Annotated in this window: 9 protein-coding genes and 2 tRNA genes; 3 read left to right on the forward strand and 8 right to left on the reverse strand. The window is 41.7% G+C overall.

The window, feature by feature from the left end:
* Window positions 1–132: 132 nt before the first annotated feature.
* Together IPP86_00095 and IPP86_00100 are read right to left on the reverse strand one after the other, a co-directional pair.
* Window positions 133–216: transfer RNA gene (locus IPP86_00095), tRNA-Leu, on the reverse strand.
* A 60-nt stretch (window positions 217–276) separates the two neighbouring features.
* Window positions 277–356 (reverse strand) — tRNA-Leu (locus tag IPP86_00100).
* A gap of 592 nt (window positions 357–948) precedes the next feature.
* Between IPP86_00100 and IPP86_00105 the strand changes: the two genes are divergently transcribed.
* The 3 genes from IPP86_00105 (at window position 949) to IPP86_00115 (ending at window position 3,330) form a co-directional block, all read left to right on the forward strand.
* Window positions 949–2,658 carry a T9SS type A sorting domain-containing protein gene (locus IPP86_00105; GenBank protein ID MBL0136916.1) on the forward strand — a complete coding sequence of 570 codons (1,710 nt, stop codon included), beginning with the start codon at window positions 949–951 and terminating at the stop codon, window positions 2,656–2,658.
* A 267-nt stretch (window positions 2,659–2,925) separates the two neighbouring features.
* On the forward strand, window positions 2,926–3,177 hold the full coding sequence (locus IPP86_00110; GenBank protein MBL0136917.1) for a hypothetical protein: 252 nt from the start codon (window positions 2,926–2,928) through the stop codon (window positions 3,175–3,177).
* Between the two features lie 6 nt (window positions 3,178–3,183).
* Entirely contained in the window at window positions 3,184–3,330 is a 147-nt protein-coding gene (locus tag IPP86_00115) for a hypothetical protein (GenBank protein MBL0136918.1), read from the forward strand.
* 72 nt (window positions 3,331–3,402) lie between these two features.
* Here the strand turns inward: IPP86_00115 and dnaN are convergent, their stop codons facing one another.
* From dnaN to IPP86_00145, 6 genes are all read right to left on the reverse strand, one after another.
* Window positions 3,403–4,527, reverse strand: coding sequence for a DNA polymerase III subunit beta (gene dnaN / locus IPP86_00120; protein MBL0136919.1), 1,125 nt, complete (start codon window positions 4,525–4,527; stop codon window positions 3,403–3,405).
* Window positions 4,528–4,734: 207 nt separating this feature from the next.
* The gene (locus IPP86_00125) at window positions 4,735–5,781 is read right to left on the reverse strand and encodes a DUF4340 domain-containing protein (GenBank protein MBL0136920.1); all 1,047 of its coding nucleotides are present in this window, start codon (window positions 5,779–5,781) and stop codon (window positions 4,735–4,737) included.
* 29 nt (window positions 5,782–5,810) lie between these two features.
* Window positions 5,811–7,496, reverse strand: a complete 1,686-nt coding sequence (gene gldG, locus IPP86_00130; protein MBL0136921.1) for a gliding motility-associated ABC transporter substrate-binding protein GldG — start codon at window positions 7,494–7,496, stop codon at window positions 5,811–5,813.
* 23 nt (window positions 7,497–7,519) lie between these two features.
* Window positions 7,520–8,254, reverse strand: a complete 735-nt coding sequence (gene gldF / locus IPP86_00135) for a gliding motility-associated ABC transporter permease subunit GldF (protein ID MBL0136922.1) — start codon at window positions 8,252–8,254, stop codon at window positions 7,520–7,522.
* Window positions 8,255–8,343: 89 nt separating this feature from the next.
* Entirely contained in the window at window positions 8,344–9,966 is a 1,623-nt protein-coding gene (locus IPP86_00140; protein MBL0136923.1) for a T9SS type A sorting domain-containing protein, read from the reverse strand.
* A gap of 231 nt (window positions 9,967–10,197) precedes the next feature.
* Complete coding sequence (locus IPP86_00145; GenBank protein MBL0136924.1) at window positions 10,198–12,798, reverse strand: T9SS type A sorting domain-containing protein; 2,601 nt, start codon at window positions 12,796–12,798, stop codon at window positions 10,198–10,200.
* Window positions 12,799–12,968: the final 170 nt, after the last annotated feature.

Below are 12,968 nucleotides of genomic sequence, written 5' to 3' on the forward strand. Positions count from 1 at the left end.
CAACAGAATTAGTTTATACATCAAAAAAAAATCAATCAAATTGCAATCACTAAGCACTAATCACTAACCACCAACCACCAGGCACTATTCAAAAAAAAATCCTTCCAATCAATTGGAAGGATTTTTTTTCGGTGCCCGAAGTGAGACTCGAACTCACAAGGATATAACTCCAACGGCTTCTGAGACCGCAACGTTTACCAATTTCGCCATCCGGGCATCTTTTCGGCTCTACGAGCCAGGAAGATTGTGAAAGACAATGTACCCTGGTAAACGGTGTGCGCAGAGCGAGACTCGAACTCGCACGGTTGCCCGCCACCCCCTCAAAGTGGTGCGTCTACCAATTTCGCCACCTGCGCATTATTCATTTTATTTTGATAATCAACACTTTGCTATTAAAGCAGTGTGCCAATTATCGGCAAAAACTGAGGATAGGGCTGCAAAAGTACAATTTTTCCCGAATTTCAACAGGGTTGTCTCTCTTTTTTGAAAGAAAATTAAAGTTGTTAAAGGCAATTACATAGAATCGGAACAACAATTTTTTTGGACCAAATGGACTCAAATATTGTCTTTCCTCATAACAAAGTTCAGAGTACTAGTCCTTTTCTGGTCTGCGTACAATCTTTTTTAATTTTTCTGTTTAGGATGAATGTGTAAGGAATATTTTCAAAGTACTCATTAAATCCATTTCAGGTAAGTTCTACTGAAGGCTTACAAAAAGGAAACAGATTATTCTCTTCATGGAGGTACCAGAGTTTTATAAGTCAACTTCCTTTTTTTCGAAATAATCCAAAAGAACAAACCATTTTGGATTCTTCTCCATGTGAATTACAAAATGTCCTTACTATAAAGACAGAAATCTTACACATGTCAGATTGGTGAGATTCAGTCAGGAACTAAGTTGTGTCTGCCTTACTATAAGAGTCTGGATTAAAATCAAAAATCAATCTTATGAAAAAGCTCTTTACGATGATTCTTATGGTACTGCTGAATCTGGCAGTGGCCATGGTAGCAGGCGCAAGTCCCGGTAGCGAATCAAACCAGGTTTCCATTGCTTTGGGTACAGTTTCTGGTCCCGCTGCAGTGTGTGAGAACCAAACCGGGGTAACTTATTCTGTTGAAGCTGTTGCAGGTGTTCTTACTTATGATTGGACCGTTCCCGCAGGAGCCAGCGTTGCTTCAGGACAAGGTACAAATACAATTACTGTTGATTTCACAAATACATTCGGTGACATTTGTGTTACCGGTGATGATGGTACCGGCCCGGGTGCTGCAAGTTGCATTACAACAAGCCTGGCACCTCATAAACCTTATACACCAACTTCAATGAACGGTCCGACAAACACAGTTTGTCCGGGTCATGTGTATACTTATTCAGTAACTGCTGATCCTTTGGCTGCTTCCTATAACTGGGTTGTACCAAACTATATGAGCATCATTGACGGACAGGGAACAAATTCAATTAACGTTTCTGTGGCCACAGGCTTTGTGTGGGGATATCTTCGTGTATCTGCATCGAATTGTCGTGGAACATCCGGTCAATATACGATCGGAGTATTTTCAGCTCCGGGCCGACCAGGTGCTGTAACAGGACCTGCAGTAGGTGCTTGTGCGGGTGGAACATATACATATTCAGTTGCTCCTGTAGTAGGTGCAACATCGTACACATGGTATGCGCCTGCTGGTTGTATTGTAAGTACTGCTGCAGCGAGTGGTAATCCGCTTACATCAAGTGTGAACAGTGTTGAAATTACATTCCCTGCAGGCTTTACTTATGGTTCTTTGTTTGTGTCAGCAAACAGCGGATGTAATTCAAGCCCTCGTCGTGAATTAAAAATCCGTTCCGTTCCTCCTAAACCGGGTGGCATTCACGGCCCATTCTATGGGGTTTGTGACCTTTCCGCGGTCATGTATTGGGTGGATTCCGTACCGGGAGCAACTTCTTATTCATGGAGTTTCACACCGGGTTTAAACACTACTATTTCTGGTAATGGAAATGATACTATCTATGTTGATTTCAATGCGGGGTTCAGTCAGGCTACATTATGTGTAACCGCTGACAATTCTTGCGGAAGCAGTGTGGCACGATGCGGAGTTGTATTTGCACGTCCGCAAACACCTGGACTGATCGATGGTCCAACGGGTGCATGTAACTCCAATCCTTTGATTAGTCAGGCATATTATGAAGTACAACCTGTCTTCGGTGCAACAGAATATATCTGGACAGCTCCTCCCGGTGCATCCATCATCCTTGGTCAGGGAACGACACAAATTACTATTGAATATCTCGGTGCGACATCCGGAGATGTAAGTGTATCCGCAAAGAATGATTGCGGAGTCAGTCCTGCAAGAGTAGTGGGAGTAATTGTAAATCCTTGCCGTACAACCGGTGATGGAAGCGTAGTCTCAATTTCAAAAGTAGATGTGTTCCCGAATCCGGCTACAGATAAATTAGTAGTGCAATTCGAAGGAGCTGCGAATGAAAAGTATTCAATACGGATGATTGATATCACAGGAAGAGAAGTTGTTTCTCTGAATCGTGAATCTATATCAGGTTTAAATAATGAAGTTATTGATCTCACCGGATTTGCAAAAGGACTTTATATTCTGGATGTAAATCGTACGGAGGGTCATGAAAATATAAAAGTGGTAATCCATTAAAGAGTGGTTTTTGGTTAGACGAGAAGCCCCGTCCAGTACTTGTACTGGCGGGGTTTTCTTTTTAGCTTATTTTTGATGTTTTTCCAGTATTGGCGGGCTTTTTGGAGGATTTTTAAAGTGTTTTTTACCTCCTTCTCATATCGATTCACCAACAAATACCATTGCCATTCCCCTTTATTCATGCCGTTTACCAAACATTGTTGAAGTCCGGTCACGATCGGTATACTTTTGTTTCATAATCATTCACCCCCTAAAACAAAACAAACAATGAGTATACGCGAAATGCAAAACCTGATCAGTCAAACTGGTAAATTCACTTTCATTGACGGGAATACTGACGAAGGAATGATCGTATCACGTTACAACATTCCGGAAGCAAAAATTGAATACTATTTCATTCCGGCGAAAAACGTAGTTGCCTATCAATCGGCACGTTCACATCATCAAATGGATGCTCCAATGAAACTGGGTCGCCCTGTGAATGAATCGACAATCCTCATGGCGCAAATTGTAAACTAATCAATCATGAAAAAGCTTAGCACATTCAATCTGATGTTCATTCTCTTCTGTATCGGACTCGCAGTTTTTATTTTTCTCCTGGTCCCGCACGAAAACACGATGAATTCAGACAACTCTGCCGGTCAGCAAAACTATGGCATGGAACACAGGTGAGCGAAGTGAAATAAAAAAGCCCTGCTTGTATCAACCAGGCAGGGCTTTTCTTTTATAGAATGATTTTAATTCTTAGTTATTCAGCATCACAGGCATTACAAGCATAAGAATATCCTCGTCTTTATTTTCAGGATTTGCCGGAACAAGGATACCTGCCCGGTTGGGGGCTGACATTTCCACAGTGACTTCATCGCATTCAAGGTTACTCAGCATATCACTCAGGAAACGCGCGTTAAACCCGATTTCCATATCTTCTCCCGCATACTGACAACTGAGTCGTTCATTTGCTTCATTCGCGAAGTCAAGATCTTCAGCACTGATATGCAGTTCGCTGCCATTGATTTTCAAACGAACCTGGTGTGTTGTTTTATTCGAAAAGATGGAAACCCTTCTCACTGAATTCAACAATGCCTGACGGCTAATGGTGAGTTTGTTTGGATTATCAACAGGAATCACTGCTTCATAATTTGGATATCTTCCATCGATCAAACGACAGATCAGCGAGTAGTTTCCAAATTCAAAAAATGCGTTACTATCGGTATAACTGATTTTGATTTTTTCTTCAGCGTCTGAAATGATATTCTTAAGAAGATTCAATGGTTTCTTGGGCACAATAAATGCGCCTTCAGATTTTGATTTTGAATCAGACCTTCTGTAACGAACAAGTTTGTGCGCGTCAGTCGCAACAAAAGTGATGTTTTCTTTACTCAATTGGCAAAATACACCTGACATTACCGGTCGTAATTCATCATTGCCTGTGGCAAATAAAGTTTTGCTTATCGCATTTTGCATCACACCTGCTGCAATCTCGAGGGATTTTCCTCCATCCATCGCGGGAACCTTTGGGAATTCTTCTCCGTCAAAACCGGTGAGTTTGTATTTCCCGAAATCAGAAACAATTTCAATTCCATGCGTCTTGTCATCAATTATGAAAGTCAAAGGTTGTTCCGGAAATGTTTTTAAAGTTTCCAGTAAGATTTTTGCGGGAACTGCAATTTTACCACCTTGTTTTCCTTCAATCAGGCTAATTTGTGTTGTCATTGTAGACTCAAGATCAGATGCGGAAATCATCAAAGTTCCTTTCTCAACAATAAATAAAAAATTGTCAAGAATAGGGAGAGGGTTGCTTGAATTCAAAACCCCGCTGATTTGTTGCAATTGCTTTAAAAGAGTCTGACTTGATACGATAAATTTCATTGTTTCTCGATAAATTTTTTCTTCATTTTTTTCTTCCCGGAAAATTAATCCCGGTCCAAATTAAATGTTGAAATTGGTTGAAAATGAGCCCGCTTTAGCTCTCCACTTTGATGCACACAAACCTAATTCATTCGATCTAAACTGCAAAGAAAAGAACAGCAGGGAAATTAGAAAATATCAACAAAAGCGAATCTTCAGATTGCTTTTTTAAAAGCTATTTTTCATTTGCTTCCTGCGATCCATGTCGAAATCTATGGAGGATCTGAAAATTCTGTCAAATGTATAGTGCTGAATTACAACCCATTCACTTTCATTTTCAAGAAATCCAATCATTCGGTCGACATCGTATTTCAAGGGATTACCCAAAGTGTCCTGACGTGTGAGGGATTTTTCACTCAGTGGCATAGGGAAAATAATCAGCGATCTGTTTTTACCCTGAACATCAGTTACTCCAATTGAACAAATCGGAGTTGTTTGTTTCAAAGAGTCGTGTTGAGCAGCGTTGAGATCACTTTCCTGACTTTCATAATACAGGTTTCTGTACAATTCCAGGTAATTGTCTACAGCAACTGAATCAACTCTGCGAATGCCGGGAGTGCTTGCATTCACCGAAACAAGAAACTTATTTCCGTTCCGTTGAAGAAACAGATTCCTTTCGGGGAATTTAGCATAATCAATTTCAATTTTTTGAATTTGATCAGGAGTGTATTTGAACAACACCGGATCTTTCCAGTCATTTAAATTGAGACAATACCGTGGAGTGAGGTAGCCATTGAAACCGGGTATCTCAGTGATAAATGGAGCACTGGAGTTCTCGAGCATCATGTATGTTCCCAATACATCCTGAGTAGATCCTCCAACATAATACACTTTGAATGGTTTGTCCTCGTTGTGAAGATAGATTTCACATTTAACTCCTGAAGTAGAAAGCGATTTTATAGTGTTGTTATATGCTGAACGAGTGACATTTTCTTTTACGTCTACTTTGTAGATCGCTGTCATCAGACTTTGCAACAAATCTTTTCTGGCGGCAAATTTCTCATTCACCAGCCAATTACCATCTTGCATTCGATCAAGTGTGATGGAATTTCCATTTCTGTCAGCAAGGAAAATTTTAGAAATCGCGGCAGTATCCTTTACAGCAAAATCCCTGAGTTCTTTTTTGAACGAACTCTTGTCATTACGAAAAAGAAAATAAACTGCCAGAATTCCCAGCAAAACTGTGAGCAGAATTAAAATTCTGTTTTTTCTCATAATACTAAAGCATAAATTTTTTAGTAAAATTATCTCGTATATTTTTTCTTACGGAGCCAGATTCTGATCAATCCATAAAGAAAAACTAAGGTAACCGGCAACAACACATTTGTCCAGCTAAGGAAGCCGGGATTTTCTGTTTTCGATGTATCCAGCAATCGCAATTTGAATTCCTTTCCTCTCAATTCCAGGATGCCTGAATCATCACAAAGGTAGTCAACACAGTTTAGTATGAAATTTTTGTTGCCGTACGTTTGTTGAGTATAACGATCATAACCCAAAGGATAAATGGTACCTTTTTTACTGACATGACTAGCCGCGATGTCGCCATCCGATACAACTATCATCTTGGTCGAGTCGCTGATTGGCTTGAATCCTATTTCTTTTGCTTCAGCAATCGCGGATGGAATCCTGTTTGTAAAATTAGAATGAAAAGTTCCTTCCAGTAATACCGCGACAGGGAGGTAGAGCTTGTTGTATTCCAGTTGATCCGGTTGGTCACGGAGGATATTCAAACTCACCCTGGCAGGAGGAAACTGTACTTTGGAATATTTGGATGTCGTGAGTAAAATGGTTTTTCGGTTATTTTCAGCTTCTACAGTATCTACCGTACTCATAAATTCACCTTTGATCGCGTTCAGATTGTTTACAATCGGATGCTTGCTGATCGGGTTAAGGAGTGGAAAATAAAACCATGGAAACAGATCCTGCTTGGGCTGATTGCCAACCATGCCTGTTACAACGGGAATGGGAGCCGCCTGCAAATCCATGACAAGATTCGGATTTACACGAACACCGTAGTGAAAGAGCTGGTCATCCAGATTCAGATCATTGGCAATGGCAATATTGGTGCTGGTTTCAACAAGGCTGTCCATATTGATCTCCATACGGTCAATCAGCCACAACACACGGCCACCATGCATGATGAACTGATCAATGATAAATTTATCCTTCTCAGTAAAAGCGAGCATTGGTTTTGCAATGATCAGGGCTTTGTAGTGTTTCAGTGCATCCAGTCGGCCATCGATTGTAACAGTATCAATCGAATAATATTCACTAAGACTTTTGGCGATATCGGTGATCTGTTTTGTATTCAGTTCATCGTGGCCCTGCAGAAAAGCGACGCCCTGTGCGACATCATTGGTCAGCCTTCGAATAGTCGAAGTGATTTCATATTCCAGACCTTCAATCGAATTGTTCAACATTACCTCGGGTTCGGTTCCGATTTTACTCTTGAGTAATTGAAGAGGAACAGATCGTGATTTGTAGGAAACAATGGCACCCGGGAAAACCAGACGCTGGGAACGACTGTCTTTGTCTCTTTCTTCAAGGTTGGTAGGAGTGAGCCCCTTTTCAGAAAGTTGTTTGTACAACTGAACCCGTTCCTTTTCATCCGGATTCGAAGACGGATCGATAAACTCGTATTGGATATTTTCACCTGAGTAAATCCGGTATTCATCCAGTAATTCCTGGGTACTGTTTCGCAGTCGTTTGAATCCAGGAGGTAGATCACCATCAAGATATATTTTAAAGAGCACTATATCTTTCAGATTTCCTGCGATCTTTTTTGAAGAAGACGAAAGTGAATATCTATTTTCAGATGTAAGATCGAAACGCGTGAACAACGAGCCTGCAACGATATTTGCAAATACAAGAATCAACAGCAATAAGAAAAGCTGTAGCAGACTTTGTTTTTTCAGGTTCCTGGAGGCCATGTGGATCGGTTAGAGAAAGAGGATTACCATTTTCTTTTTTCAAGGATAAATTTTGCAAGCAGGAGAAAAAAAACAGTCAGCGAAATGAAATAAACAAGATCCCTGGTATCAATAACACCCCGGCTCATGGAAGCATAATGACGGGAAATTCCGAAATAACTGAAAATGTTGCCGGCAAATGTGGAAGTGGTGAGCGAGGAAAGAAAATCAAATCCTGAATAAAAGAAAAAGCACAACAGCATTGAAAGGATAAATGCAATGATCTGGTTATTGGTAAGGGCGGATGCGAAAATCCCGATCGAAGCGAAGCCGCTGCATAAAAACAGAAGTCCAAGATACGATCCGGCAATCCCCGCAGTGTCTATATTTCCCGCAGGGGATGCGATTTTGTAAACAGTAATGTAATAAACGATAGTAGGGAGTACTGAAAATAAAATCAGCATTACCGCAGCAGCATATTTCGCGAAGACAATTTGAAAATCTGTCAAAGGTCGGGTGAGCAGAAGTTCGATCGTTCCTGTTTTATTTTCTTCGGCAAACATCCGCATGGTGATTGCCGGGATCAGGAAGAGGAAAAGCCATGGAGCAAGAATGAACAAAGGATCCAGGTTCGCGTACCCGTTTTCGACAAGGTTAAATTCCGTACCAGGAAATACCCAAAGGAACAGACCAATACTCAATAAAAAAACAAGGATGACAACATATCCTATCAGGGAATTGAGGAAGCTGTCGATTTCTTTTTTTAACAGTGCGAACACAGGACTAAATTAGCCCCCAAAAGTAGTTTTTTTTGATGTATACACGTCAATAATATTTTTACAGAGAAACAGCAATTGGCATCCGCGAATTATAATTTGACAAGTCGGGCAGCATACACCATTTCACCACATTTAGCATGGATAAGATAAATTCCGGAACTGAGGTCATGCACATTCAATTCACCGCTATTGGATTTTGTCTCAACGTGCTTTGCTGGAATACGGGATCCTAACAGCGTATAAACATCAATTGAAACCAATTCCTTGTCAGGATTGGAAAAGTTTAAAAAGACAGATTCACTCGCCGGGTTTGGGTACAATAATAATGTCTCCTGATTCATGGAATTATCAGCATCCGTATCATTAACAGAACGAAGCTCTACTGCTTCAATCGACTGGCAACCGAATTCATCGGTGACAAGAATGGAATAGGTCCCCGGGTGATTGGTTTCCAGGAACTCATCCATGGAGTTATCAGACCATAAATAGCTGCTAAAGCCTGCGCCTGCATCCAGGACAATCGTTTCGTTATTCCCTATGATTTTGTCGTTACCCAGATCAAGAGTCGGCAGGCGATGCTTGAACCCTATCGATACAGTCTGCGTGAAGGAGCAACCATATTCGTCAACGATGATTGCTTCATAATTGCCATGAGCCAAACCGGTAGCACTCAGTTCATGTCCGCCTTCCGGTTTCCATTCAACTGTTACATGGCTTCCGGTGGACTTCAGGTTTAGCTGAACAGACCCATCATGTGAATCTTCGCAACTTGCCGGGTTTACGCTTGCTATTTCTACTTCCGGACCATTGCCACCTATTTTTATCTGAGAGGAACTCCTGCAACCGTTTGCATCTTCAATATTAACCGTATACCAGCCGGAATTTAATCCTTCAATTTGTGCTTCATCAGCGTTTCCCGGAAGCCACGAATAGTGGTAAGGCATGGTTCCGCCTGAAACAAGCGCACGTGCGGTTCCGGTACCTGAATGACAATCAGAAGGAGTAGAGCTTGTTGCAATCTCCAATTTTTGTGGTTCGTCAATGAAAAAGGAGGCATTTGTACTGCAGCCGGATTCGTCACTCACCACTACCGAATAATAACCTCCTGCCAGTCCTTTTACTGCGGGTAGATTTTCATCTGTATGAGACCAGAAATACTGGAGGTTTTCTTCTCCATTCAGGTTTATAATAGTTGCAGAACCATCCATTTTGCCCCAACAGCTCACTGGGGTTGTTTGCAAGGAAATACTTGGGGTAGTTACGAAAATGCTGTAAATCTGATCCTTTCTATTGCTGAGAAGGCCATTCTCATCATAGGTACTCACGGTAAAATTATACGGTTCGGTCCTGGCGTCAGATGCCGCAGGAGTCCAGCAAAAATGACCTACCGGAGCAGATTTTCCTTCAACATTAAAACTCGCCCCGGGAATGGCTGCGTCCCATGACATTACTACTGACTGGTTGTCAAAAACCAAATCTGTGAAAACATCAAAGCACAAAGCGGCACCAGGACATACTCTGGTATTGAAATCCTCAGTACCGTCAATTCCACTTACAATCAGATGGCTGACAGCCGGATCAACTGTTACTTCTTTTCTGTTGCCGGACGCGAAGCTCTGCTGGAGGAGTGTTGTAAGTGTAAATAAAATGCTAAATATCAGCACTTTATTAGATTTTACATCACGCTTTGCTTTGATTTGTTTTTGGATCATAAATCAGGGTTAAATGAACAAAGGCAAAATAACCCTGGTTCATGCCCGGATCAATAATCTTCTGTTTACACCTGGAAATAGATAGTAAATGGAGGTTTTTTTAAGGTAAAAAGCTCTTCAGTGGCAATTTTAAAACCTTTGAAATTGAATGAAAAAGGTTGTTTTTGAAAATCAGGCATAAAAAAAAGGTCGTCTGATGAGGACGACCTTTTTAATAAAACTTTCTTGGAATTATTCTTTTATAAGACGTGTAGTTGTTACCTGATCTGCATATTCAACTTTTACCATATATACACCGGCAGGCAATTCATGAATGTCGATGGTTTTGTTAAAGTTGTAATCAGCAGTTTCTTTAGACATGAACACCTTATTTCCAATGATATCAGAGATTGTTACGGTAACATCAGTGTTTCTGATTTTAGCGATTCCGATAACCACATTTCCGTGAGCCGGATTTGGAGAAAGGGTGAATGATTGGGTGTTATTCGCGTGGTGAATAACCGGACGCTGAGTCTGACAGCTGATGAATGTAACATTCACTGCATCAAAATTCTCACAACCGGCAGCATTTGTCACCAGAACAGAATAGATACCGTCAGCGCTTACATCCAGAGTTTGGCCAGTACTATTGTCAGACCAGAGGTAGCTTGCATAACCTGCACCTGCATCCAGAGTGATTGTTGTGCCGATACATCCAACTGTATCCGGACCAAGTTCAACTGCAGGAGAAGCATTAATGTAACCGATAGTTACAGATGCATAAGCACTACAACCTGTGTAATCTGTAACACGTACAGTATACGTTCCCGGAGAAAGGTTGCTCACGCAATCAGTGGTGTCACCGTTAGGCATCCAGTCATAAGTGTATGGAGCGATTCCGCCTGAGCCAACTACACAAGCAGTTCCATCTTCACCGTTCTGACAAGTAGCGTCAGTAGCACCGGTAATTGAAGCTGTAATACCTGAAGAGTTGTTAACGATTGAGGTCAGGTTGATGATACAACCGGTTTGGTTATCTGTTACAACAACATCATAAGCACCTGCAGTCAGGTTGCTTGCACTTGAAGTTGAGCTAACGTTAGGAGTCCAAGCGAAGTTGAAATCGCCACTACCACCGGTTACCACAACGGTAACTGAACCATCGTTTGCAACACAAGTAGCAGGAGTAGAAGAAATAGTCGCAGAAACTGGAAGTCCACCGAGTACGTCAACAGAACCACCGGCATGACAACCGTTTGCATCAGTAACAACTACTGAATAGTTTCCGGTAGTAAGTGCTGTTGCAGTAGCAGTTGTTTGTGCATTCGCGTCATTCCAGAGGTAAGAATAAGCACCTGTACCACCAGCAGCGGCAACACTTGCTTCACCAAAAAGACTTCCGCAACCTGCGTCAACACTGGAAAGAGTCAGGCTGATAGGCGCCGGTTCAGCAATAGTGAAATATTCAGTTCCAACACAACCATTGGCATCGGTAATATTCACTGAATAATTACCTGCGCTAAGGTGAGAGATCGAAGGAGTAAACAATTCACCGGAAGGTGTTGTCCAGACATAGCTGAGAGGAAGATTTCCGGTAGCAGTTCCGGATGCTGATCCGTTATGATCGCCATGACATGCAACAGAAGGTGTAGATGTTACAGCCACTGACATATTGGAAACAGTGATTGAGTAAGAGTAAGTTTGAACACCATTTGAAGGACATGCATTGTCACGAACAGTCACAGTGAATGTGTAAGGTTGCGGACGTGCATCAGCAGGGGTTGGTGCCCAGCAGAAATGACCAACAGGACGAGGGCCTGCTGTAGTAGTGAATGTAGCTCCGGCAATTGCCTGATTCCAGGTCATTGTTAATGTATCGTTCGGATCAGTATCAGCAGAGATTACATCGAAACAAAGTTGACCACCGATACATGATGTAGTAGTAAAATCTGTTGTACCGTTGATACCTGTTGCTGAAGGAAGAGTGTTGTTACACTGAACAGTATAAATCTGCATATCACGCATTACGCTTCCGATCAGTACGCCATTTCTCCATTCCTGAACCAAAATCGCGATGACACCGATTTCAGATTGTGTAGGATGCATAGCGATATCACCGGTCTGCTGGTTGATACTTACTGCAGGAATTGAAGTGATAGGGTTAGCAATGGTGTAAGTAGGGTTGTAAGCCAGTGGATCGTTCGGACCATTCCTTGGAGGAATGAAGAAATAAACGAGTGAATCACCATCAGCATCAATCACACCATGGTTGTAGAAATTGTTCTGACCGATACATTCGAAAGCGATCGGAACGTTTGAGAAAGTTGGTGAGTTGTTATCGAAAATGGTGTTGTTAAGGTACGCTTCGATATACAGGTTATCACCGCTTGCATTTGCAATTGTAGTGATGGCCTGGTTACGGCAGCAGTCTGAAACACTAAACACCCAATCCGGACACTGAGCAGGAACTGTAACGATAGTCTGGTACTGCCATTCCTGAATACCAGGAGCTGTACCACCGTTACAAGTTGTCAATGTACCATCACAGGTATAGGTAATTTCCTGACCTGTTCCCGGCACCGCATCCAGTGTGAAGAACTGAGAAAAGTTGTTACATGTTGCAGAGCTCAATGTAAGAGACTCAGTTGTTGGTGCAGGAATACCAAAACAGTCACGGTAAAGTGTGAATGTTACGAGATATTGGCCATTGCCAATGTACTCGTACGTCAGATCGGCTCCTGCCATGTGACTCGCAAACGTGTCGTTTGCGGTGAACACCGTGGCAACTAGAAACAACAGAGCTATCCTTAATCGCAGAACCCTGTTAATGCAAGCTGTGTAGATTGTTTTCATCATCGTTGTTATTGGGTTGGTTTGTTTTGCTTATTTGAATATTTTGTAAAAATAGGCTATTGCTAAGTCGAAGACTTAAATTCTTATGTAAAGCGCCACACAAAATTGGCGAGCGTAAGATAATTCCCTGTGAAAATAACGGTAATTCAAGAAACGTGCTTTTTGAAATC

The organism is Bacteroidota bacterium, assembly GCA_016720935.1.
GTDB lineage: Bacteria > Bacteroidota > Bacteroidia > AKYH767-A > 2013-40CM-41-45 > JADKJP01.

Bases quoted from the DNA above. Each gene is read 5' to 3' on its own strand.
- IPP86_00140 (MBL0136923.1), bottom strand. From the start codon at position 9,966: ATGATCCAAAAACAAATCAAAGCAAAGCGTGATGTAAAATCTAATAAA.
- IPP86_00115 (MBL0136918.1), top strand. From the start codon at position 3,184: ATGAAAAAGCTTAGCACATTCAATCTGATGTTCATTCTCTTCTGTATC.
- gldG (MBL0136921.1), bottom strand. From the start codon at position 7,496: ATGGCCTCCAGGAACCTGAAAAAACAAAGTCTGCTACAGCTTTTCTTA.
- IPP86_00105 (MBL0136916.1), top strand. From the start codon at position 949: ATGAAAAAGCTCTTTACGATGATTCTTATGGTACTGCTGAATCTGGCA.
- IPP86_00110 (MBL0136917.1), top strand. From the start codon at position 2,926: ATGAGTATACGCGAAATGCAAAACCTGATCAGTCAAACTGGTAAATTC.
- IPP86_00125 (MBL0136920.1), bottom strand. From the start codon at position 5,781: ATGAGAAAAAACAGAATTTTAATTCTGCTCACAGTTTTGCTGGGAATT.
- dnaN (MBL0136919.1), bottom strand. From the start codon at position 4,527: ATGAAATTTATCGTATCAAGTCAGACTCTTTTAAAGCAATTGCAACAA.
- IPP86_00145 (MBL0136924.1), bottom strand. From the start codon at position 12,798: ATGAAAACAATCTACACAGCTTGCATTAACAGGGTTCTGCGATTAAGG.